The 22,017-nt window shown below is 59.6% G+C and carries 18 protein-coding genes; 9 read left to right on the top strand and 9 right to left on the bottom strand.

Annotation, left to right across the window (positions count from 1 at the left end; genetic code table 11):
• Nucleotides 1-220: 220 nt before the first annotated feature.
• The 4 genes from PKE98_RS08895 (at nucleotide 221) to PKE98_RS08880 (ending at nucleotide 4,001) form a co-directional block, all read left to right on the top strand.
• The gene (locus PKE98_RS08895; RefSeq protein WP_271194926.1) at nucleotides 221-1,495 is read left to right on the top strand and encodes an MFS transporter; all 1,275 of its coding nucleotides are present in this window, start codon (nucleotides 221-223) and stop codon (nucleotides 1,493-1,495) included.
• 33 nt (nucleotides 1,496-1,528) lie between these two features.
• Complete coding sequence (locus tag PKE98_RS08890) at nucleotides 1,529-1,849, top strand: 2Fe-2S iron-sulfur cluster-binding protein (protein ID WP_271194925.1); 321 nt, start codon at nucleotides 1,529-1,531, stop codon at nucleotides 1,847-1,849.
• Nucleotides 1,850-1,862: 13 nt separating this feature from the next.
• Complete coding sequence (locus PKE98_RS08885) at nucleotides 1,863-3,098, top strand: NAD(P)/FAD-dependent oxidoreductase (RefSeq protein WP_271194924.1); 1,236 nt, start codon at nucleotides 1,863-1,865, stop codon at nucleotides 3,096-3,098.
• 69 nt (nucleotides 3,099-3,167) lie between these two features.
• The gene (locus tag PKE98_RS08880; RefSeq protein WP_271194923.1) at nucleotides 3,168-4,001 is read left to right on the top strand and encodes an oxidoreductase; all 834 of its coding nucleotides are present in this window, start codon (nucleotides 3,168-3,170) and stop codon (nucleotides 3,999-4,001) included.
• A gap of 235 nt (nucleotides 4,002-4,236) precedes the next feature.
• On the opposite strand, the gene PKE98_RS08875 is transcribed toward PKE98_RS08880, so the two are convergent.
• On the bottom strand, nucleotides 4,237-4,377 hold the full coding sequence (locus PKE98_RS08875) for a hypothetical protein (protein WP_271194922.1): 141 nt from the start codon (nucleotides 4,375-4,377) through the stop codon (nucleotides 4,237-4,239).
• Nucleotides 4,378-4,721: 344 nt separating this feature from the next.
• Between PKE98_RS08875 and PKE98_RS08870 the strand changes: the two genes are divergently transcribed.
• Nucleotides 4,722-8,489, top strand: coding sequence for a hypothetical protein (locus tag PKE98_RS08870; RefSeq protein WP_271194921.1), 3,768 nt, complete (start codon nucleotides 4,722-4,724; stop codon nucleotides 8,487-8,489).
• A 234-nt stretch (nucleotides 8,490-8,723) separates the two neighbouring features.
• On the opposite strand, the gene PKE98_RS08865 is transcribed toward PKE98_RS08870, so the two are convergent.
• The 5 genes from PKE98_RS08865 to PKE98_RS08845 all read right to left on the bottom strand — a co-directional run bounded on the left by PKE98_RS08865 (nucleotide 8,724) and on the right by PKE98_RS08845 (nucleotide 13,661).
• On the bottom strand, nucleotides 8,724-9,074 hold the full coding sequence (locus PKE98_RS08865; RefSeq protein ID WP_271194920.1) for a nuclear transport factor 2 family protein: 351 nt from the start codon (nucleotides 9,072-9,074) through the stop codon (nucleotides 8,724-8,726).
• A gap of 15 nt (nucleotides 9,075-9,089) precedes the next feature.
• Entirely contained in the window at nucleotides 9,090-10,379 is a 1,290-nt protein-coding gene (locus PKE98_RS08860; protein ID WP_271194919.1) for an MFS transporter, read from the bottom strand.
• A gap of 25 nt (nucleotides 10,380-10,404) precedes the next feature.
• Nucleotides 10,405-11,190 carry an SDR family NAD(P)-dependent oxidoreductase gene (locus tag PKE98_RS08855; RefSeq protein ID WP_271194918.1) on the bottom strand — a complete coding sequence of 262 codons (786 nt, stop codon included), beginning with the start codon at nucleotides 11,188-11,190 and terminating at the stop codon, nucleotides 10,405-10,407.
• 110 nt (nucleotides 11,191-11,300) lie between these two features.
• Entirely contained in the window at nucleotides 11,301-12,332 is a 1,032-nt protein-coding gene (locus PKE98_RS08850; RefSeq protein WP_271194917.1) for a hypothetical protein, read from the bottom strand.
• Nucleotides 12,333-12,383: 51 nt separating this feature from the next.
• Nucleotides 12,384-13,661: a cytochrome P450 gene (locus PKE98_RS08845; RefSeq protein WP_271194916.1), complete on the bottom strand. Its 1,278-nt coding sequence runs from the start codon at nucleotides 13,659-13,661 to the stop codon at nucleotides 12,384-12,386.
• A gap of 285 nt (nucleotides 13,662-13,946) precedes the next feature.
• Here PKE98_RS08845 and PKE98_RS08840 point away from each other — a divergent pair, with 285 nt between their 5' ends.
• Nucleotides 13,947-14,561, top strand: a complete 615-nt coding sequence (locus tag PKE98_RS08840; protein ID WP_271195206.1) for a TetR/AcrR family transcriptional regulator — start codon at nucleotides 13,947-13,949, stop codon at nucleotides 14,559-14,561.
• A gap of 38 nt (nucleotides 14,562-14,599) precedes the next feature.
• Here the strand turns inward: PKE98_RS08840 and PKE98_RS08835 are convergent, their stop codons facing one another.
• Entirely contained in the window at nucleotides 14,600-15,355 is a 756-nt protein-coding gene (locus PKE98_RS08835; protein WP_271194915.1) for an IclR family transcriptional regulator, read from the bottom strand.
• An 85-nt stretch (nucleotides 15,356-15,440) separates the two neighbouring features.
• Between PKE98_RS08835 and PKE98_RS08830 the strand changes: the two genes are divergently transcribed.
• Genes PKE98_RS08830 through PKE98_RS08820 form a run of 3 tightly spaced genes read left to right on the top strand, consistent with a single transcriptional unit; the run spans nucleotide 15,441 to nucleotide 19,406 of the window.
• Nucleotides 15,441-16,970, top strand: coding sequence for an MFS transporter (locus PKE98_RS08830; protein WP_271194914.1), 1,530 nt, complete (start codon nucleotides 15,441-15,443; stop codon nucleotides 16,968-16,970).
• On the top strand, nucleotides 16,967-17,998 hold the full coding sequence (locus PKE98_RS08825; RefSeq protein WP_271194912.1) for an HlyD family secretion protein: 1,032 nt from the start codon (nucleotides 16,967-16,969) through the stop codon (nucleotides 17,996-17,998). Before PKE98_RS08830 ends, PKE98_RS08825 begins: the two co-directional genes overlap by 4 nt.
• A gap of 1 nt (nucleotide 17,999) precedes the next feature.
• The gene (locus tag PKE98_RS08820; RefSeq protein ID WP_271194911.1) at nucleotides 18,000-19,406 is read left to right on the top strand and encodes an efflux transporter outer membrane subunit; all 1,407 of its coding nucleotides are present in this window, start codon (nucleotides 18,000-18,002) and stop codon (nucleotides 19,404-19,406) included.
• A gap of 116 nt (nucleotides 19,407-19,522) precedes the next feature.
• Here the strand turns inward: PKE98_RS08820 and PKE98_RS08815 are convergent, their stop codons facing one another.
• Entirely contained in the window at nucleotides 19,523-21,118 is a 1,596-nt protein-coding gene (locus PKE98_RS08815) for a phytoene desaturase family protein (protein ID WP_271194910.1), read from the bottom strand.
• A gap of 70 nt (nucleotides 21,119-21,188) precedes the next feature.
• On the bottom strand, nucleotides 21,189-22,010 hold the full coding sequence (locus tag PKE98_RS08810; RefSeq protein WP_271194909.1) for an SDR family NAD(P)-dependent oxidoreductase: 822 nt from the start codon (nucleotides 22,008-22,010) through the stop codon (nucleotides 21,189-21,191).
• Between the last annotated feature and the right edge of the window lie 7 nt (nucleotides 22,011-22,017).

The following is a 22,017-nucleotide window of genomic DNA, read 5'->3' as shown; positions in this document are numbered from 1 at the left end:
CAAACAGGCTCAAAAAGCGGCAGATGTTGAACACAGCGCGAACCAGCCTGATGCAAGCGCAACAGGCGCGCAGGTTTTTCGTTTGTCTGTAGGTCAACTGGCTGTGCTGGACAGCCTGGAAACGGCGGCGTCAGGCTGCCGGGCGACACCTTTAACCGGTGCCTAACCCGCACCTAAATGCAGTGCTTGGCTCAACAAAACCTATAAGGAAGCCAACCCCATGCAGCCTTCGAAGAACGAAGCGGCAATCGACACCCTGGAATTCCGGCAAAGCTGGAAGATTCTTATCTTGTCCGTGGCCGGCGTGGCCATCAGCATCAACGCCGCCCTGCTCTACGGCTTCGGCACGCTGGTGGTGCCGCTGGGTAACGCCTTCGGCTGGACCCCCAGCCAATTGCAGGCCTGCATCACCTTTCTGTTTGGCGGTGCCGTGGTGTCGCTGCAGCTGGTGGGCTGGTTCAACCTGCGCTACGGCATGAAGCGCGTCACCGTTATTTCCCTGTTGCTGCTGTCGCTCGGCTACCTGGCCACCACGCAGCTCACCGCCAATATCTGGTCCATGTATATCGCCTTTGCCCTGCTGCCCTTGGTCGGCATGGGCGCGCTGGCCGTTACCTGGACGCAACTGATCAGCCTCTGGTACGACCGCAACCGCGGCCTGGCGCTGGCCATTGGGCTTTCCGGCACAGGCGTGACCGCCGCCACCATTCCTCGGCTGATGGCCTGGGGCATTGAACAATGGGACTGGCGCGCCGCCTTTGTGATTCTGGCGCTGCTCAACCTGTTGGTGCTGCTGCCGTTGATTCTGCTGTGGTTCAAATTGCCGGTGGCCGATGGCACCACAAACGACGGCGCGGCGCTGGCGCAACTGCCTGGCGTCAGTTTTCGCGAAGGCATGGGCTCGCTGAAGTTCTGGACCTGCAACCTGGCTTTGGGGCTGGTGATTTCTTCCATCGTCGGCATGGTCACCAGCACCGTGCCCATGCTGCAGGCCAAAGGCCTGTCGGCGGCCGATGCCACGTTGATCTTCAGCGGCTTCGGCGTTTCCTTGATCTTTGGCCGCATGCTGATCGGCTACCTGCTCGACCGCCTGTGGCCGCCGGCCGTCTCGGCCGTAAGCCTGATTCTGCCGGCCGTGGGCTGCTTCATCTACCTGAGCGGCACCAACGAGTTTGCCCCGCTGCTGCTCGCCGCCGTGCTGGTGGGCTTCGGCGCCGGTGCCGAATTCGATATCGCCGCTTTCCTGATCGCCCGCTACTTCGGCCTGCGCGAATACGGCCGCCTGTTCGGCGTGCACCAGGGCCTGAACACCGTGGCCTCGGCCCTGGCGCCGTTGCTGTTCGCGGTGATGTTGGCGCGTACCGGCGACTACACCGCCATGTTGGTGTACAGCGCCGCCTGCTGCCTGATCGGCCCGCTTTTGCTGCTGACCCTGGGCCGCGTGCCGCGCTTCACTCCCCAAGAGCAAGCTCAACCGCACCTCACCCCTTTGTGACCCGTAACTACCTGAACAACACCGGAGCAGACCATGCCCACACTCACGTTTATTGAACACAACGGCACCGAACATACGGTTAAGGGCGACATTGGCCAGTCGGTGATGCAAGCCGCCACCTTCGCCTCCGTGCCTGGCCTGCCCGCCGACTGCGGCGGCGCCTGCAGCTGCGCCACCTGCCACACCTACGTGGACGAAGCGTGGCTGGGCAAAGTGCAAGCCGCCGAAAGCATGGAAACTGACATGCTCGAATACGCCTTCGAACGTAAAGACAACAGCCGCCTGAGCTGCCAACTGATCATCAGCGAAGACATGGACGGCATGGTGTTGCACCTGCCCTCCTCGCAATTCTGAAACCGGAGCTCCCATGACCCTCGCCTCAGTCGTAATCGTCGGTGCTGGCCAAGCCGGTTTTCAGGTGGCCGCCTCGCTACGCCAGGAAGGCTACACCGGCAGCATCAAGCTGATCGGTGATGAGCCCGGCCTGCCCTACCAGCGCCCGCCGCTGTCCAAGGCCTACCTGCTGGGCAAAATCCAGGACACCAACCTGCTGTTCCGCCCGGCCGACTTCTACGCCACGCAAAACATCGAGCTGTTGCACGACAGCGCCACCGCCATCGACCGCCTGAACAAACGCGTCGTTCTGGCAAGCGGCGAAGCGCTGAGCTACGACCACCTGGTACTGGCCACCGGCGCCCACAACCGCCCGCTGCCCGTGCCCGGCGCCGACCTGCCGCAAGTATTCGGCATCAAAACCAAAGCCGACGCCGACGCCCTGGCGCCGCTGGCCAAAGAAGCGCGCAACGTTGTGGTGATTGGCGCCGGCTTTATCGGCCTGGAATTCGCCGCCGTGGCCGCCGCCCTCGGCGCCAACGTCCATGTGCTGGAACTCGGCGAGCGCCCCATGGCCCGCGCCGTGTCCCGCGAGATGTCCGAACTGTTTCGCCAGGCCCACGAAGCCTGGGGCGTGCACTTCGACTTCCGCCAAGGCCTGACCCGCATCGACAGCGACAACGGCAACGTCTGCGCCGTAGTCACCAACGACGGCCGTAGCCTGCCGGCCGACCTGGTGGTATTCGGCATCGGCGTGATCCCCAACGCGCAACTGGCCACCGAGGCCGGGCTGGATATCGAAAACGGCATCAAAGTGGACGCCAACCTGCTCACCAGCGACCCGAGCATTTCCGCCCTCGGCGACGTGGCCAGCTTTCCCTGCCTGCAAAACGACGAACAGCACACCCGCCTGGAATCGGTACAAAACGCCATCGACCAGGCCCGCACCGTCGCCGCCCGGCTAATGGGCAAACCCGCCCAGTACGGCGCCCTGCCCTGGTTCTGGACCGACCAGGGCAACCTCAAACTGCAAATCGCCGGCCTGAGCAACGGCTACGACAGCACCGTTGTGCTGGGTTCGGCCGCCGAACAGCAACTGTCCGTACTGTGCTTTCGTAACGAGCGCCTGGTGGCCGTTGAATCGTGCAACCGCATGGGCGACCACATGGCCGCGCGCAAAATCCTCGCCCGCGCGCCGAAGCTGACCGCCGCCGAAGCCGCGGCAGAAGGCTTCGAATTAAAAACCTGGGAAGCCGCCAACCGCGACTAACACAAGTTTCCCTTTTTGGCCGCGCCAGTCTTCCCCGGTTGTGCGCGGCTTTTTTTACGGAGCACATCCATGAGCAAAGTCTGGTTTATCACCGGGGCCGCCCGCGGCCTGGGCGCCGCCATTGCCAAAGCGGCACTGGCGGCCGGCGACAACGTGGTGGTCAGCGGCCGACGTCTGGAACCGCTGCATCAGGTATTTGCCGAATACGGCGAGCGCGTGCTGGCCGTGCCATTGGACGTCAGCAACGAAGCCCAGGCCCTGGCCGCCGCCGAACAAGCCGTCACCCAGTTCGGTCGCATCGACGTACTGGTCAACAACGCCGGCTACGGCCAACTGGCCCCCTTCGAAGACAACTTCAGCGCAGACGCCGACAACCAATTCGCCACCAACGTCTTCGGCGTCTTCAACGTCTGCCGCGCCGTGCTGCCCGTGATGCGCCAACAACGCAGCGGCCACGTGTTCAACGTATCCTCCATGGGCGGCGTACTGGGCATGGGCGGCGCCGCGCTGTACTGCGCCTCCAAATTCGCCGTGGAAGGCTTCTCCGAATCGTTGGCCCAGGAAGTGGCCCAGTTCGGCATCAAGGTCACCCTGGTAGAACCCGGCGTCTTCCGCACCGACTTCCTTGACGCCAGCTCCGCCGTGTTTGGCCAGCGCGCACTGGACGACTACGCCGCCTTCACCGCCAAAGTAAAAGGCGCCTCGGCCGCGTACAACCACCAGCAAACCGGCAACCCAGCCAAACTCGGCGCCGCCCTGGTGCAACTGGCCAACAGCGAAACGCCGCCGCTGCGCTATTTGGCGGGCTCGGATGCGTATCAGCAGGTGACCGGAAAGTTGCAAAAGATGTTGGGGGAGATGGAGCAGTGGCGGGAGTTGTCGCACTCGACGGATGGGATATAGCCAGCAGCAAAAACCACCGTCGTTCCCGCGCAGGCAGGGTTGAGCCGGAGGCGAAGTATCGTAGGTTGGGTTGAGCCAAAGGCGAAGCCCAACAGCGGTGCCACGCCAAACGCTACTCCTGAAAATTGATTGAGCGACGTTGGGCTTCGCTGCGCTCAACCCAACCTACACACCGTCCAAGCACCGCAAAAAAGGCGCCCCACAAGGCGCCTTTCTCACACTCAGCTAACCGCGTTTAAACCGTTGGCTTGCCCTCACCCTGCTTGGTCGAGTTGACCAACGCCTTGGCCATTTCACTAAGCGTTTGCACGATAGCGGACTCAAGTTTTTTGTTGATAAAGGCATCAGCGGCAGACAGCGCTTCGACGTACATCATCAGGTAAGCTTCGCTTTCATTGGCTTGCAGGGCATAAATCAGCGCTCGCCTTTGACAATCCAAGCCTAAAGGGGACGATAGCAAGCGACAGCATCCGGAGGATGACATGCGTTTTGGAGTAGGGAAAACTACCCCATATACCTTCGATTCAACGTTTCACGCCCATAGCTAGGATTCAATGATGCGTCAGGCAAGACTGGCTCACGCTTACCAAAAATCAAATGCCTACTTTGCAAATTCTTGGTGTTAAAGCTCTCCCCCCGTGCTTGGGTTCTCACTCCAATCACTTGTTCAAGTAACACTTGGCCATCGTCCAGCTCAAACTCGATAAAGGTAAGACGCCAATGTTCGATGTGACCTCAGATGACATAAGTTACTTAAATGACATCGACTTACGTGAGTTGGTTGGCCGTCTTTGTGAGGCCGAACTGATTTCCAAGGGGTATTCGCCATCGGCAGTGACATGGGGAGGTAACCAGACTGCTGCCGACGGCGGTTTAGATGTGCGGGTAGAGCTTCCAGCTGGCTCTCAAATCAGTGGATTTATTCCTCGAGGTAGCACTGGTTTCCAAGTGAAACTTCCTGACATGCCTCGGGCAAAGATTCTCGCCGAGATGCGGCCTAAAGGAAAAATTCGGCAGGTAATTCAAAACCTAGTTAGCGAAGCTGGCGCCTACATCATCGTTAGCGCCAGAGGGGCCGCTGCCGACAGTGCGCTTCAAAATCGAAGAGATGCACTCCGCGAAGGACTGAGCGATCTTAAGACAGCGGACCAGCTCCACACGGACTTTTATGATCGTACACGCCTTGCAACCTGGGTCAGGTTATATCCTGGGCTGGTTGTCTGGGTTAAGGAAAAACTTGGTCGATCCCTAATCGGCTGGAAACCGTATGGGGCTTGGAGTGGAAATGCGGAGTCCGTGGATGCCGAATACTTACTCGATGACAAGCTGCGGCTTCACATGGGAAAGCGCTATGACACGCCGGCCCAATCGCTGATCGAAACAATTGATGAGCTTCGCGATGTACTCGCTAGAGAAGGAGCTGTAGTACGTTTGGTTGGTTTGTCGGGAGTCGGTAAAACCAGGCTAGTTCAGGCTCTATTCGATGCAAAACTAGGCGCTCGCCCGCTTCCCCCTGCTATAGCGGTATACACAAATTTATCCGACAACCCTGAACCGCAGCCGATAGGGCTAGCCTCGGACCTAATCGCAAATCGAGCTCGGGCTGTGGTTGTTGTAGACAACTGCCCATCTGCTCTCCACGAAAGGTTGGCAGAACTATGTAGTGGCCAAGCCAGCACCGTGAGCGTGCTTACGGTGGAGTACGACATACGCGACGATCAGCCGGAAGGAACACAGGTCGTCACCCTCGACACCTCTTCCTCCGAGCTTATTGTGAAATTGCTTCATCGAAGGTTTTCACACCTTTCCCAAGTGGATGCCCGAACTATCGCTGATGTATCGGGCGGCAACGCAAGAATCGCCATTGCTCTTGGAGAGACGGTTAAACATACCGATTCGATCGCAGGATTATCAAATGAGGAGCTGTTTCAACGTCTTTTCCGACAAAGACAAACGCACGACAACGACTTGTTGTTAGCTGCACAAGTGTGCTCGTTAGTGTACTCGTTTGAAGGGGAAAACCTTGCTGGTGAAAACGCAGAGCTGCCAACAATCGCTTCATTGATAGGTTTCTCTACATCGGCGCTTTACCGGCACGTGGCTGAGTTGTTGCGACGAGAGCTTGTGCAAAAACGAGGACCCTGGCGAGCGGTATTGCCCCATGCTATAGCCAACCGGCTCGCGGCACGCGCGTTAGAAGACACACCATTTGACCTCATCAAGCAGGTGTTCATTGATGGTGGCAATGATCGGCTAGCACGATCTTTTTCTCGGAGACTTTCGTTTCTACACGCGCACACTAAGGCGGTGGAAATTGCGACAAATTGGTTGTCGCCACATGGACTCCTAGGAAACTTATCCAATCACAGCGAGCTGGAAAAGCAGACGTTCGAAAATTTGACACCCGTGGCCCCAGATGCCGTACTTGCAGCCTTTGAAAGGGCTTTTCACGACCCTCTGTTCACTCCAACGACGGATCACTCTCGTCTTCTACGATCAATTGCTTATGAGCCAGCCTTATTCGAGAAAAGTGCTTCGTTATTGGTGCGAATCGCAGTGCATGGTGAAGACGAACGAACGTCGAAAGTGGCGTCGGAAACTTTGATGTCGCTGTTCACTATCTACCTTTCAGGAACCCATGCTACTGCAGCGCAACGCCTTGCAACGATCGAAAATCTCCTCCTTTCCCCTGACAGAAATATGACGTCGCTAGGGGTTTCAGCATTGGCGCAAATGCTGAGAACCGGCCATTTCAGTTCGAGCCGTCAATTTGAATTCGGGGCTAGGTCAAGAGACTTTGGTTACGTGCCCAGAAGACAAGATGAGCTAGATGAGTGGTATAGCAACGCACTGTTACTGCTGGAGAGGACATGCAACCGCAGCGGAGAACTGAACAGGCAACTACGAGATCTCTTTGGCAAAAATTTCAGACCCCTGTGGAACACCCTTATCGATACGGAAAAGCTGGAAGCGCTTCTACGCAGGCTCGCAGGTGATAGATTCTGGTATGAAGGATGGGCTGCAACGCGACAGATACTTGCGTTTGACGGCGCACGCCTCTCCGTTGAAGAACGTGCACGTCTCCAGGTACTAGCCAGTGATCTGAGCCCTTCGGATCTACCCGCTCAGGTAAAAGCCACCGTTCTTGGCAACACTTATATGGACGAAATTGAGCTAGCTGACAATGGAGTTTCCCATAGTTATGAAACTCTTGAGAAGAAAGCAGAAGAACTAGGTACGCAAATTGGCCTAGATCGGAGGCAATTGCGCGAGGTTCTTCCAGAAGTTCTTTGCGGGGGACCGCGAACGTATTCGTTTGGTCGTGGTGTCGCTGCAGCAGCTTTAGCCCACAGGGAAATCTGGCAAGAAATGGTAAAGGCTATGGATTTAGTAGCTTCGGACCAACTCGATATTCAAGTTATGAGGGGATACCTTGCTGAACTATGGAAACGCGACACCAATGCAGCAGAGGAAATTTTTGACTCTATTATCGATGCTCCTAAGCTCGCGCCACTGCTCCCTCTTTTCCAGTCTGCGGTGGAACTTAGTGACCGGGGCGTGAAGCGGTTAAATTCCGCATTGGATCTAGAGAGTGTCCAAGTTCAAAGGTATACCAATCTTGCTTACGGGCCAGCTACAAATAATTTGCCAGCTCACGTTTTGAGAGACCTTCTTATACGTATTGCGAGCAAGACCGGAGGCTTCAATTCAGCGCTGGAAATATTGCACGCCCGGCTTTTTACCGACCGCCAAGCTAACCGGCCCTACGATACAGAACTCCTTTTAATATCCCAGGAGATATTGCAGTGCTTCACGTTCGAGAGGGGAAACTCCACTCAAGAGCACCGGATAGTCGAACTCATTAAAATCTGCTTAGCAAACGTCCAGGCTAATACTGCTGCGCAAAAATTCGCGGCGAAACTTAGGAGCGCAATTGAGGCCAAAGAGACTTACTCATTTGAAAATACGCAAATTCTCCGGGCACTCCTCAAAGCCCAACCGGCGGCGGTATTAGAAGCAATGCTCGGTGTAGACACCGAGGAAGACAAATCGTATGTAGAGTTATTTGATCATATCGATGAAAATCCTTTGGACGAGGTAAGCCCAGAAGTTTTACTCGAATGGTGCAAACAGAATCCAAAGTCTAGGTATAGCTTAATGGCCTCTGTCATAACATTCGCGCACAGGCCAGAGTTAAACGGTCCACTCGTTTGGTCTGATCAGGCCAAAATGCTCCTCGCTAACGCCGCTGATACTCGAATAATACTCGAAACATTCATTGATCGATTTAGACCAAATATGTGGAGTGGCTCGCGAGCAGCAAAAATTGAAGAAAATGCACAGTTACTGGATGCCTTGGACCAGCTTATCCCCGCAAAACTTATGCCGTTCGTAAGTCAATCTACGACCCAACTCTATGCCGAAATTGCTGAAGAAAGAGCCTCGGAAACTAAGAGAGACAAGGCAAAAGATGAGCGATTTGAATAAGAAAAATAGGATTAATTTTCCCTGCTCCGATCATCCGACACCGACTGAATTCATTGGTCTATAAAGCTAAGTTTTTCTCTGTCTTTGCTGCGAGTCCCCGATCCCCTCAAACAGTCGATCGCGAAAACGACCTCAACCTCACAGTTGGGTGATCAGCGCGATCTGGGATATGGATGGCGGCCTGCTACAGGTGCCACCCCGCATGCGTACTGCGCGGACAGGATGGCTTACACGCTACATATTGATGAAATACCGCACCGCCAATTTCCCTCCCTCAAACTTGTACAGCTCAATCGTCTCAATACCCCCTTCCCCTTCGCGAAACGCGTTTAGGTGGTGACACGCCGCCTCGGTGCCATTAACGATGCACTGCCGCACTTCCACGCGAATCTTCGGCTGTTGCTGCGCCCACATGCCTTCGAGAATCTGCCAGGCGTCGTGCTGTGGTTTGCCGACGTATTCGATGGTCAATCCGTTGGGCGACACGCTGCGGTAGTGGGCGAAAAAGGCTTCTTTGTCGCCGCTGTTCCAGGCCTCGATCTGGCCGTGGAGGAAGTGTTCGATGGCCTGTTTGTCCATGCTCATATCTCGGTCCTTCGCTTAGGCGTGTTGTTGGTGAAGTTGGCGTTGGCGGGCTTGAAAGGCGGGCTCCATTTTCAGCCACAGCAATATGCAGGGGCCGATCAGGGCGCAGCAGAAGCAGCACACCAGCACGGCGGAGTAGCTGCCGTAGACGTCGTAGAGGTGGCCGAACAGCATGGGTACCAGGCCGGAGACGATGGTGATCAGGCACAGGTGCAGGCCGAAGATGCGTGCGTAGTCTTTCAGGCCGAAGTAGCGGGCCATCAGAAAGGCGGCCAGGTCGAATTCGGCGCCGGCGCTGGCGCCGATGCACAGGGTGGCGAGTACCAGCAGCGGAATGCTTTGCGCGCCGCCGAACAGGAAGATCAGGCAGCCTACGGCCGGCAGCGCCAGGCTGATGGCGGCCACCAGGGACGGCGAGTAACGGTCGAGCAGGTAACCGACCAGCAAGCGCCCGCCGATGATGGAGATGCCGAAGGTGCTGAATACCTGGGCGGCGTCCTGCGGGGTCAGGCCTTTGCTGATCAGCATGGGCACCATGTTGGTGACCATGCCGACGGTGAGCGATACCGACAGAATCAGCGCGATGTTAAAGCCCCAATACACGCCGGAGCGCAGGGCTTCTTTGAAGGTGACGCCGTGCAGGTCGACGGTTTTTTCCTGGGTAACGGCATCCACGCTCACGCGCTCGGCCGGCAGGCGCAGCCAGAGCAGCGAGAGTGGCAAGGTGAACAGCAGCGGCATGGCGCTCAGGGCGATAAAGCCAGCTTGCCAGCCGTAGGCGGCGATCAGGCGTGAGAGCAGCGGTGGCAGCACCATGGCCATCAAACCGGTGCCGCAAAGAATCACCGCCAGAGCCAGGCCACGGTTGCGTTCGAACCAGAGGTTGACCAGTTGCGTCCAGGTGATGGCGATGGTGCCGGCGCAGACGATGGGCATGGTGAAAAACGCAAAATACAGCCAGGCAATCGAGCCCTGGATCTGGGTGATGGCGAAGTAGCCGACTATCTGCAGCACGATGGAAAACAGCGCTACGCGGCGCAGGCCGAAGCGGCGGTAGAGCCAGCCCACCACCTGGGTGGAAATGGCCACGCCAGCGAACAGAAAGGTGATGGAGGCTTGCAGGTCGCCACGGGTCCAGCCGAAGGCTTGTTCCAGTGGAATAACCAGGGTGCCGAAGGCGTAGAGCAAGGCGGCGGTGATGCTGGTGCAGATGCCGAACAGGCCCAGCAGCACCACGCGCCAGCCGCGTTTGAATTCGGAAAAATCATTGCCGCTGTGGGCGGTCTCGTTCTTGTTGTTATTCATGACCCGGTCTCCTGCGTCGTGCGGATTAGCCCTTGAGGATTTCGTCGATTTTCGGCAGAGCAATCATGGTGGCGCCGCCATCGACCAGCAGCGAGGTGCCGGTGATATAGGAGGCTTCGTTGGAGGTGAGAAACAGCACGGCGTTGGCGATATCTGCCGACTGCCCCAAACGACCGACCGGAAAGTGCGCGGCGATTTTATGCGGCAGGTCGTCGCCCAGGGTTTCGTGCATATGGTCGGTGCCGATCAGGCCGGGCTCGACCACGTTGACGAGGATATTCAGGGCGCCGAATTCCACCGCCAGGCCACGGGCAAAGGCGTTCATAAAGGCTTTGGTGGAGCCGTAGGCGATCAGCCGCGGGGTGTATTTGCGGTTGGCTTCGCCGGAGGAAATAAAGATCAGCCGGCCTTTGTCGACGGCTTTGGACAGGTACGGCGCGCTGTCTTTGGCCAGCCAGAACAGCGATTGCACGTTGCTGCGCACGATATGGTCGAAGACGTCGTCGGCCATTTCGGCCATCAGGCCGCTGCTGGTATCGGCGGCGCAGTGCACCACGATATCCAGGCCGCCGAAGCGCTCAACGCCGCCCTGCACCATGGCTTTGATGGCTTCGCGGTCGGCGATGTCGCCGCCGACCAGGCAGGCTTCGCCGCCGAGATCGATGATTTGCTGGATGGTTTCTTCGCCGTATTTGGCTGTGCGGGCGCTGACGACCACCTTGGCGCCTTCGCGGGCGTAGGCCAGGGCGATGGCCCGGCCCATGCCACGGCCGGCGCCGGTGATGAGGACGACTTTGTCACGGAATTTCATGGGGGTTCCTTATCGTTATGGGTAGGGCTTTTGTAGGGTGTGCTATGCGCACCATGCGGTTTGGCGGCGATCGCAATGGTGCGCACAGCACACCCTACCAAGCGTAAGGCTTACAGATCTTTGCCAAACACATTCCGCGCCGACCCATTACGCCGATCCGACTCCCCCCAACCCAACCAATGCGACGGCTCGCGGGTATCGCCCACTTTGCGCCAGCGCCCTTCTTGCTGGGCGGTAATCGGGAAGCCGCCGACGAAGTCGATCATCTCGCCCTTCTCGTCGGGCAAGAATTCCCACTGCTCTTTGCCTTCCAGGGTGATGACCGCGCTCTTGAGGAAGTAGCTGCCGTCTTTGTGCTCGGTCTTGCCTTCGATATCGGTGGTTACCCGCACTTCACCTTTTTCGTTATTGAAAATGGCGTAGCCGAGGTGGTCGTGGCCGACCATAAAGGAGCCGGTGTCCCAGGTGCCGTCTTTGTAAACGGTGACGAACGACCACCAGATCACGTGCTTGTTGTTGTTTACCACCAGGTCTTTTTTGTAGTGAATGGCGCCGCCTTCGGCCATGTAGAACTGGTCAAGGGCCAGGGCCCCTTTTACGGGGCGGCCTTCGCACACGCCGGCAACATCCCACAGCTGCGACACGTAAAAAGTGCCCCACTCCACGCCCGGCAGGTACCACTGCAGGCCGGGGCCGAGCAGGCGGCCTTCGAGGTTAAACAGGCCTTCTTCTTTCCAGGTCAGGCGTTCGCTGTTGGCGGTGATTTCCCAGCCATTGCCTTCTTCGCCGGGCTGATTGGTCCAGCGCACGGTGTCGCCTTCCAGGGTTTGCACCGGTTTTGGCGTCAGGGCCTGCTTGGCCATCTTCGGATAGTCCATGCGCAGGTTGACGTTATCGACGTGGTTGTTGAGGTAGAAGAATTTGGTCGGGTTCGGCGTGCCGTTGGGGGCCATCAGCGAGCGCACGAAGGAGTAGATGTTGCCCTCCTCGTCACGCACCGAGCCAAACGGCGAGCTTTTGCTCAGGTGTAGGCCGAAGAAGCCACGCTCGGCGGCCATGGAGGCGCCGGTGACCTTGTGTGGGCCGACCAGTTGCTGAAAGCCGAAGTCGCCGCGCTCGGGAATGGTTTTGAACGTTCTCATAATGCCCTCTGTTGTTTTTGTTAGGCGTAAAGGTGAGGTTGTGGTGTGGGGTCAGTCCCAGATCACCGGCAGCTTGGAAACACCGCGCAGTTGCGCACCGCTGATCACCGGCACCGGCTGGGTCGGGTCCAGGCGCAGGTTGGGGAGCAGGTCGAGAATGGCGTTTACCGCGCTGCTGATTTCCAACTTGGCGACGAACTGACCGATGCACATATGCGGGCCAAAACCGAAGCCGAAGGACGGTTTCGTCTTGCGGTCGATGTCGAATTTATCGGCGTTTTCAAAGGCGTCTTCGTCGCGGTTAGCGGAGATCACCATGCATTGCACGAACGAGCCTTTAGGGATCTTCACGCCGTGGAATTCCACCTCTTTGGCGGTTTCACGCACCTTGAAGGTGGCCACCGGTTCAAAGCGGGTGGTTTCGTCCATCAGTTTGTTGATGAGCGTGCGGTCGGCTTTTACTCGCTCCAGCAGGCCGGGGGTGGTGAGCAGCAGGGTCATTACCGAGCCGAACATGCGCGTGGTGGTTTCCCCGGCGGCGGGCAACAACGAGCGGGTGAAGGTGATTACCTCGTGGTCGTCCAGAGTGCGGCCTTCGTATTCGGCGCGAAGCAGGCGGCCGACCACGTCGTCGCCTTGGCTGCCTTCGGCGCGGCGCTTGACCACCACGTCGGCCAAGGCGTCGTACAGACCTTTTACCGCCAGGCCCGCTTGGCGGCGCGCTTCGTCCATCTTGGCCGGGTCGATCTGGTTGCCACCGACAATGGCCAACGCCCAGGCGGCGTATTGCTTGTATTTGGATGGGTCGTCGGAGGGAAAGCCCATCAGCGCGTACATCACGCGAATCGGCAGCTCGAGGCCGAATTTCATCAGGTCGGCCTTTTTGTCCGGCAGCATCTTCTGGATGTACTCCTCGCGGATTACCTGGTCGATCTGCGGGCGCCATTTGTTCACGGTTTCCGGCATAAACGCCGGCTGCAGCAGTGCGCGCACTTTGCGGTGTTCGTCACCGTCCATGGCCAGAATGATCAGGCCATCGAAAAACGCGCCCAGGCCTTCGGCGATAAAGCCGCTGGTGTAGGTGGCGCCGTCTCGCAATACGGCCATCACGTCCTGGTATTTGAACAAGGCGTAGGTGGGTTTGGTGCCCTGTTTGGTGCCGGCGTTGGTGGGCACGCCAAACTGGGTGATGAAGTCGCCTTCATAGATCGGCGAGATATGGCGCTGCTGCCGGCAGACCTCATGAATATCCAGCTCGGTACCGCGGTACAGGTCCGACACGGCGGAATAGGCGGTGGCCAGGTCCAGGGCGGCGCTTTCGTTGCTCATCACGATCTCCTACAGTCTCTTGTTTTTATTGTTCAGTGCACCAAGACTGTTCGCCTTGCGGCGCCTCGGTGCTTGGGCGTGCCGACAGGTGGTGTGGGCAAGCCCGAACCTGTGGACCGATGGTATGCGCATGCGGTTTTGGCAGGGGGTCACTTCGTTTGACCTGGGGTCAAACGATGGCCGTCAGGCAAATGCTTCAAGGTATGAATCACGCGGCACAAGGAGCGCGATGTGGCGGTAAAGGGCAAGACAGCCGACGGCGGCGAACAGGGCAAACGCAACACCATGAACCGCCTGCTCGCGGCGGCACGCATCGAATTCGCCAGCAAAGGCCTGGCGGGTGCGCGGGTGGAAGAAATTGCCCGCGAGGCCGGGGTGACCAAGCAGTTGGTGTACCACTACTACGGTTCGAAAGAAGGCTTGTTTGTGGCGGTGCTGGATGAGTCTTCGGACAACATCATGTCGGAGCTAGTGAACCTGAGCGTCGAGCAACTGCCTCCGCCGCAGGCCATGCGCGCCCTGCTCAATCACTTCTTTGACCAGTACCGGTTTGACCCTTTTCTGGGCAGCCTGGCGCTGGAAGGGATTCGTTACCACGACGCGCACCAAACGCCACGCAACCGCTTTCTGGAATTGGCACCGGCCTTGATTGGCAAGCTGGAAGCGATATTGCTGCGCGGGGCGGCGAGCGGTGATTTTCGCGCGGGCATCAATCCTCGATTGCTGCTGGCCAGCGCCTCGTTGGTGACCACGGGGTGGTTTACCAACAGCTATTCGATGTCGGCGTTGGCGGGGGTTGATACCGATTCGGAAGAAGGGATGGCGACCTGGCGGGAATACTCGGCAGACTTCGTGCTGGCCAGCATTTCGCTGGGCGCGGGCATCGTCAACGCGTCATAACGGCTGGCGCCATCCAGCGCGCCAGCCACCCTGGCCAATCAAAAAATGCTGCGCATGGCCTGGATAAGGTCTTGCTGGCATTTGAACAGCGCCGCCTTCAACGAATCCATGTTCTGCTCCATGCGCCACACCGGGCCGACCACGTCGATGGAATATTGGCCTTGTGGCGTTTGCAGGCTGACGGCTATCGCACCCACCCCTACGGTGTGTTCGTCAAAGTCGGTGGCAAACCCGATGCGCCGCACCTCGGCCAACTGCGCTAACAGCTCCGTCATGGTGGGCGTCTTGGCGGTAATGGGTTTGAGCGTATCGCCAAGCATGCGCACCACCGCCTCGTCGGTCATGGCCGCCAACAGAATTTTGCCGCCGGCTGTGGCGTAGATATTCAGAAAGTTGCCCGCCACCGGCGCCACGCGCAGGGCATGGGGTGACACCACAGAATGCAGCAGCATCAGTTCCAATCCACTCGCCCCCGTCAACACGGCGGTTTCACCGGTCACCCGGGTCAACTCTTCCAGGTAGGGCCGGGCTTTCTGGGTGATGTCCACATGGCTATGGGACGCCAGGCGCATAAACGCCGGGCCCAGGCAAACGCCGCCAGGCCCCTGCACTTCGAGCAATTCTTCCTGCGCCAGGGCATCGACCATGCGCTGCACCGTGGAGCGCGGCAGGCCGCTTTTTTTCGCGATAGCTCCCAGGCTCAACCCGCTGGGCTCGTTTTCCAACGTGCGCAAGATTGCCGCCGCCCGTGCAATGACTTGCACACCACCTTTATCCGAATCAGCACTGGTCATCAGCTTGCCTTGTGTATCGCTAGTCGGTACAGTGTACCAAGTATTTAGGTTGTATGTATTTTCCCATCGTTGCAGGAACATTCCTTTGTCTGCCCCACCTCCTCCTCCCGCGCCAGCCCCCTTTGGGCCACGGCTTGCCATTGGCTTGATCGGCGTGCTGCTGGCCACCCTGACGGCGGGCATCAACGACCGCATGACCGACATTGTGCTGGCCGACATTCTTGGCATCTACGGCCTTGGCCACGACCAAGGCACGTGGATCAGCACCGCCTACGCCGCCGCCGAGGTCAGCGCCATGTTGCTGTCGCCGTGGTTGGCGGTGACCTTTTCAATCCGCCGCTACGCCATCGTGGTGACCGGCGCCTTTACCTTCTTCGGTCTGATCATTCCCCTGGCGCCGAACTTTGAAAGCCTGGTGGCGCTGCGGGTATTGCAAGGGTTGGCCGGCGGTGCATTGCCACCGTTGTTGATGACTGTCGCCCTGCGGTTTTTACCCTGGCACGTGAAGCTTTACGGGCTGTCTGCCTACGCGCTGACGGCCACGTTCGGGCCTAATATTGCCACGCCGCTGGCCGCCTTGTGGACCGAAGGTGGTAATTGGCGAATGGTGTTCTGGCAAATCGTGCCTACCGCCCTGATCGGTGCTGGCTTGATTGCCTATGGCTTGCCACAAGACCCGCTGCGTCTGGAGCGTTTCAAACAGGCCGACTGGCGCGGTGCATTGCTGGGTGTGGGCGGCATTTCCATGCTGGTGGTGGCGCTGACCCAAGGCGAGCGCCTGGACTGGCTGAACTCGCCCCTGATCGCCTTGCTGCTATTGGGCGCCGCCGTGTGCCTGCCGCTGTTTCTGCTGAATGAATGGTTCCACCCGCTGCCGCTGTTCAAGCTGCAGCTGCTGGAACGCCGCAACTTTGCCTACGGCATTATCACCCTCTGCCTGTTCCTGATGCTGGGGTTGGCCGGCGGCGCCATTCCGGCTGCCTACCTCACCGAGATTCAGGGCTACCGCCATTTGCAAACCATGCCCACGGCGCTGTTGATCGCTCTGCCGCAGCTGCTGCTGGCGCCGTTGGTGGCCATGGTGATCAACCGTAACTGGGTGGACTCGCGTTATGTCATTGGCACCGGGCTGCTGCTGATGACCGTTGCCTGCCTAGGCGGCTCGCAGCTGACCCGCGAGTGGATCCGCGACGACTTTTACGCCCTGCAAATTCTGCATGCCTTCGGTCAACCTATGATCGTGGTGCCCTTGCTGATGAACGCCACCGGGGTCATCCACCCGCTGGAAGGGCCATTCGCTTCGTCGATGGTCAACACAATGCGCGGGCTGTTTTCGGTGGTCGGCGCCTCGGCGTTGGAAAACTTCATCACCCACCGTCAGCACCTGCATTCCAACACCCTGCTGGACAGCCTGGGGGCCCGCCATCAGGGCCTCACCCCGCTGTTTCCCAATGAAACCCTTACCTCGCTGGCCGAGCGCGTGCGCGAGCAGGCCCTCATCCTCAGCTTCAGCGACGCCTACCTGGCGTTGCTGGGCGTTATTGCTGTGCTGCTGCTCGTTCTGCTGACGTTGCCCAAGCGCGCCTATCCACCGCAACCCCCGGTATCGCCATGAAACAACATAGAACCGCCATCACTCTGGTGTGCGCAGCTGTCGTGCTGTGCGCCGTGTACACCGGCTACGAAATTCTTAGCACCAGCGCCGTGCAAAGCACCGACGACGCCTACATTCGAGCCGACTCGGTGCTCATTTCCCCGCGCCTGCCGGGGCAGATCACCAAGGTCGCGGTGGAAGACAACCAGGCCGTAAAAGCCGGGCAACTGCTGGCCGAAATCGATGACCGCGACTACCGCGTCGCTCAAGCCGCTGCAGCCGCCAATGTGCTGGCTGCCAAGGCGCAACTGCTCAACCTGCAAGCGACCATCGAACGCCAAGCGGCCGTTATCGATCAGGCTGAGGCCACCACACGCGCCACGGCTGCGTCGCTGAAATTTGCCCAGGCCAATGCCCAGCGCTACCTGAACCTTTCCAACTCCGGCGCCGGCACCCAGCAGGAACGGCAGAAGGCCGACGCCGAATTACTCGGCTGGCAAGCCTCCCGCGACCGTGATGAAGCCTCACGCGTGGCGGCCAGCAAAACCCTGGACGTGCTTAAAGCGCAGCTGGACGTCGCCAAGGCCGAACTGGCCAAGGATGAAGCCGCGTTGCAGCAGGCGGAGCTCAACCTGTCCTATACCAAAATCACCGCGCCACAAGACGGTTTGGTGGGCCAGCGCTCGGTGCGTGTTGGCGCCTACGTGGCCCAAGGTCAACCGTTGATGGCCGTGGTGCCGGTGCATGACGCCTTTGTGGTGGCGAATTTTCGCGAAACCCAACTGGCGCGCATGACCAAGAACCAGGAAGTGGAGCTGCACGTCGACAGCGTTCCCGATCACACCTTTAAAGGCCATATCGACAGCGTGGCCCCGGCTACAGGCGTTTCGTTCTCCGAAATCGTGCCCGACAACGCTACGGGCAATTTCACCAAAGTGGTCCAGCGCCTGCCGGTGAAAATCATCTTTGATAAAGACCAGCCCGACCTTGACCGCCTGCGCATCGGCATGTCCGTGGTGGCCAGCGTCGACACCACCAAGGGCCACTGAGATGAAACACACGCTTCTGTTTATGGCTCTGGTAAGCCTGGGCGCTTGCACAGTAGGCCCCGACTTTCACAGCCCGCAATCGGCCCTGCCCACCACATGGCAGGACACCGCGCCAGAAGGCGCCACCCTCGGTCACGTCGACAGCCAATGGTGGCAGCAACTGGGCGACCCGAAATTGACAGCTTTGGTGGAGCGCGCTGCGATCGCCAATCTGGACGTGCGCACTGCCAGCAACCGCTTGGAACAAAGCCGCCTGATGCGCCAGGTGACCGGCAGTGAGCAATTGCCCGGCATCAGCGCCCGGGGCGCCTACAAGCGCGCGCGTAACAGCTCGGTGGGGGTTCTGGACGAGTCCAATTACAACGGCCAAGCACCGTTCGAATTGTGGAGCGCTGCTGTCGATGCCAGCTGGGAAGTCGACCTTTGGGGCCATGTGCGCCGCAGCGTCGAAGCAGCCGATGCCGAGCTGCAATTGACCCGCGCGCAACGCGACGGCGTGGTGCTGAGCATTACCGCCGAAACCGCCGCCGACTACATTCGCCTGCGCGGCGTGCAAGCCCGGTTGGCCGTGGCCAGGCAAAACCTGGAAATAGCCCGGCAGAGCAACACGCTGACCACTACGCGCTTCGACAACGGCGTAACCACCAACCTGGATACTGCCAACTCCGCCGCCCAAGTAGCCACCATCGAAGCCGTACTGCCAGTGCTCACTGCCGAACAGGATCGCCTGATCAACGCCTTGAGTTTTCTGCTGGGCCAGCCGCCGCGGGCCTTGTACGCCGAGCTGATCACCGCCACCGCAATCCCCGACCCGGCGCCCGACGTGCCCATCGGTCTGCCTTCGGAGCTGGCCCAGCGGCGCCCCGACATCCAGAAAAGCGAAGCGGCCCTGCACCGTGCCACGGCCGCCATCGGCGTGGCGCAGGCGGACTTCTACCCGCGCATCAGCCTGGGGGCGAGCCTCGGTTCGCAAGCCATGAACGGCTCCGATTTTGCGGCTTGGAATTCGCGCACCTGGTCTTACGGCCCCAGCCTGTACCTACCGATTTTCCAAGGCGGGCGCCTGACCGGCACCCTGGAGCTACGCAAACGCCAAGAACAGGAAGCGGCCATCGAATACCAGCGTGTGGTGCTTAGCGCCTGGCACGAAGTGGATAACGCGATGACCGACTACGCCGCCGAAAAACAACACCACACCGCCCTGCAAGAAGCCGTGCGGCAAAACACCCTGGCCCTGACCACGGCCCGCGACCGTTACGCCCAAGGCGCCATCGACTTTATCAACGTGCTCGGCGTGCAACGCGCCCTGCTCGCTACGCAGAGTGATCTGGTGGACAGCGCCACGCAGGCGGCGCTGGACCGGGTGCAGTTGTACCGGGCGTTGGGTGGGGGTTGGCCGAAGGGGTGAGTGGGGTTTTACCTTCACGAACGATCAAACGCTCGAGACTGAAGTCTCTCCTACAAGGAAATGCGGTCCCTGTAGAAGCGGCTTCAGCCTCGCTTCCTGCAAACCTCGGCTCGCCGCTATTTCGCCTTCTTCAAATACGCACTAACACGCTTGGCCGCCAACTTCCCCGCCATTCCGTTCACGCCACCACCGGGGTGAATACCGGCGCTGCCGAGATACAACCCCGCCACCGGTAACGTATCGCCGCCAAGCCCATGGGCCGGGCGCATGGTGGCCGAGCGCATCGAGGTGGTGTCGATATGCACCACGCAGCCATTCACGGTATTCAGCCGTCGGGTGAAATCCGGCGCCGCTTCGATATGTCGGCCAATTACCTTGCCCTCAATGCCGTCGATATAGGCATACAGCTGCTCGAGCACTTGATCGGCCACCTTGTCGCGCAAGGCATCCCAGCCCTCGTTGGGGTTGGTGGGCATTACCGGCGGGTAGATGTACAACACGTCCTGGCCGGCCGGGGCCTGGCTTGGGTCGGGGCCGCTCGGGGCGGCCACGGTGATATAGGGCAGCTTGGGTACTTCGCCTCGGGCGCAGGCGGCGAAGTTTTCCAGTACGGCTTCTTCGGTGCCGATCAGCATTACGGTTTTACGCAGGTCGATGCCATCGCCCCGCAGGGCCTCGTAGCGTGGCACGGAAATCTGGCCGCTCAGGGCCACGTCCACTTTCAGCGGGCCCGAGCCTTTGGCGTTGGCCGGGGCCATGGCCATACGGGTGAGCAGGTAGTGGGGTATCTGGCCGGCCGTGACCATATCCAGCGCCGGTTTCGGGTGGCAGCCGGCGATCACCACCGGGGCGCTGAAAGCGCGGCCGTCGGCGAGTTTGACGCCTTTGATCTTGCCATCGGCCGCCACGATTTCGCTGACGCTGGCCGACAGCAACACCTGGCCGCCGAGCTCTTCAAAACGTGCCTGCATGGCATTGCTCAGCTGCTGCATACCGCCAATCACGCGCCCTACGCCGTAGTGGTGCAAAAAGCCCAGCAGCGCGTAGTAAATACCGCCGCCATCTGCGGTGATATCGCCGGCAAGGCCCGTAAGTGCGCACATGGCTGAGATGGTGACCGGGTGTTCAAAGCGCTCGCGCGCAGCGGCGCGTGCCGAGCCAGTCATCAGCGCCATCAACTCGGGTTTCAGGGCTTTGTGTTTGATCGCGGTGGCGGCCATTTTCAGCTTTACGCCGAGGTTAAATTTGGCCGGGTCGACCCGCATCATTGGCAGCGCGATGTCGAGGAACAGGTCGATGACTTTCATGAATTCCAAAAACGCCTCGGCGTCTTTGGGGCTGAAGCGGCGGATTTCGGCGGCGGTTTTCTCGCGGTCGCGCCAGAAGATCAGCGAGGTACCGTCCGGGTGCAGGTACACATAACCGGGTGCCACTTCTACCCATTTAAGGCCATGGCGTTCGAGTTCCAGCTCAGCGGGCACGTGGGCGTGCACGCGCATCGACATCATGTCCAGGGCGCAAGGATGAACCAGGTGCTGCGGCGCTTCCGGAATCAGGTAGCCGGATGAGGCCATGCCGCCGACCTTGTCCAAGGCCTCAACGATCAGCACTTTTTTGCCTTCCATGCCCAGGTAGCAGCCGGCCGACAGGCCGTTGGTGCCACCGCCAACCACGATCACATCGAAGTCGGTATTTGCTGTTGTTTGGTTCATCACAAGGCTTCCATGACGTGAGTCGGCCTCGCGCAACCGCACGTGGCCGGAAAAGAAGAAAACAGCGCCGTTACATGCCGGTGCGGCCCATCTGCGCGAACAGCGCGCGCATGGCCACCAGCGACGGCGTATGGCTACTGAAGCCGCCATCGGCGACCAGGGTGGTGCCAGTGACAAACGACGATTCATCGCTGGCCAGAAACGCCACCACATCGGCGATTTGCCGAGGGGTGCCGAGTTCGGCGGTGCAGTGGTTGTCGCGCAAGATTTCCAGCAGCGGCTCGGGCATGGCGTGCTCGGACGGCGCCAGGCCGATCTGCACGGCGTTGCCGCGAATGCCTTGCTTGCCGTATTGCGAGGCGACCATACGCGGCAGCATCAGCAGCCCGGCTTTGGAGGTGGCGTAGCCGGTCAGGGACATGTCGCCCTGCACACCCAACCCCGAGGTGGCGAAAATGATCGAGCCTTTGCCGTGTTCCAGCATCACCGGAATCACGTACTTGGTGCACAGCACCGCGCCGCGCAGGTTGACCGCGATGGCGCGGTCCCAGGCGGCCATGTCCAGGTTGACGAAGTCGCGGTCGGCCTGGCGTTGTTCGGCGTTCAGAATGGCGGCGTTGTTGTGCAGCACGTCGATGCGGCCAAAGCGTTCTTTGACCTGGGCGACCATGGCGCGCACGTCGTCTTCGCTGGACACATCGGTGCGAATCGCCAGGGCCTGATGGCCCTCGGCGATCAGCGATTCAGCCACGGCGGTGGCGCCGTCCAGATTGATATCGACCACGGCAATGCTGGCGCCGTGAGACGCCAAGACGCGGGCGCATTCCGCGCCCAGGCCGCCACCAGCGCCAGTGATGATCGCGACGCGCCCTGCCAGTTTTCCTGTACTCATGCCCTGC

This window comes from Pseudomonas turukhanskensis (assembly GCF_027922365.1).
In the GTDB taxonomy this organism is placed as follows: domain Bacteria; phylum Pseudomonadota; class Gammaproteobacteria; order Pseudomonadales; family Pseudomonadaceae; genus Aquipseudomonas; species Aquipseudomonas turukhanskensis.
Note: the sequence above shows the minus strand (reverse complement) of the source record. Positions and strands in the feature narration are given on the sequence as shown.

What these genes read in the sequence shown, in the direction of transcription:
- PKE98_RS08820 (WP_271194911.1), top strand. Translation starts at nt 18,000, where the DNA reads ATGAAACACACGCTTCTGTTTATGGCTCTGGTAAGCCTGGGCGCTTGC.
- PKE98_RS08860 (WP_271194919.1), bottom strand. Translation starts at nt 10,379, where the DNA reads ATGAATAACAACAAGAACGAGACCGCCCACAGCGGCAATGATTTTTCC.
- PKE98_RS08810 (WP_271194909.1), bottom strand. Translation starts at nt 22,010, where the DNA reads ATGAGTACAGGAAAACTGGCAGGGCGCGTCGCGATCATCACTGGCGCT.
- PKE98_RS08885 (WP_271194924.1), top strand. Translation starts at nt 1,863, where the DNA reads ATGACCCTCGCCTCAGTCGTAATCGTCGGTGCTGGCCAAGCCGGTTTT.
- PKE98_RS08825 (WP_271194912.1), top strand. Translation starts at nt 16,967, where the DNA reads ATGAAACAACATAGAACCGCCATCACTCTGGTGTGCGCAGCTGTCGTG.
- PKE98_RS08880 (WP_271194923.1), top strand. Translation starts at nt 3,168, where the DNA reads ATGAGCAAAGTCTGGTTTATCACCGGGGCCGCCCGCGGCCTGGGCGCC.
- PKE98_RS08850 (WP_271194917.1), bottom strand. Translation starts at nt 12,332, where the DNA reads ATGAGAACGTTCAAAACCATTCCCGAGCGCGGCGACTTCGGCTTTCAG.
- PKE98_RS08895 (WP_271194926.1), top strand. Translation starts at nt 221, where the DNA reads ATGCAGCCTTCGAAGAACGAAGCGGCAATCGACACCCTGGAATTCCGG.
- PKE98_RS08875 (WP_271194922.1), bottom strand. Translation starts at nt 4,377, where the DNA reads ATGATGTACGTCGAAGCGCTGTCTGCCGCTGATGCCTTTATCAACAAA.
- PKE98_RS08815 (WP_271194910.1), bottom strand. Translation starts at nt 21,118, where the DNA reads ATGAACCAAACAACAGCAAATACCGACTTCGATGTGATCGTGGTTGGC.
- PKE98_RS08835 (WP_271194915.1), bottom strand. Translation starts at nt 15,355, where the DNA reads ATGACCAGTGCTGATTCGGATAAAGGTGGTGTGCAAGTCATTGCACGG.
- PKE98_RS08865 (WP_271194920.1), bottom strand. Translation starts at nt 9,074, where the DNA reads ATGAGCATGGACAAACAGGCCATCGAACACTTCCTCCACGGCCAGATC.
- PKE98_RS08855 (WP_271194918.1), bottom strand. Translation starts at nt 11,190, where the DNA reads ATGAAATTCCGTGACAAAGTCGTCCTCATCACCGGCGCCGGCCGTGGC.
- PKE98_RS08890 (WP_271194925.1), top strand. Translation starts at nt 1,529, where the DNA reads ATGCCCACACTCACGTTTATTGAACACAACGGCACCGAACATACGGTT.
- PKE98_RS08840 (WP_271195206.1), top strand. Translation starts at nt 13,947, where the DNA reads ATGAACCGCCTGCTCGCGGCGGCACGCATCGAATTCGCCAGCAAAGGC.
- PKE98_RS08870 (WP_271194921.1), top strand. Translation starts at nt 4,722, where the DNA reads ATGTTCGATGTGACCTCAGATGACATAAGTTACTTAAATGACATCGAC.
- PKE98_RS08845 (WP_271194916.1), bottom strand. Translation starts at nt 13,661, where the DNA reads ATGAGCAACGAAAGCGCCGCCCTGGACCTGGCCACCGCCTATTCCGCC.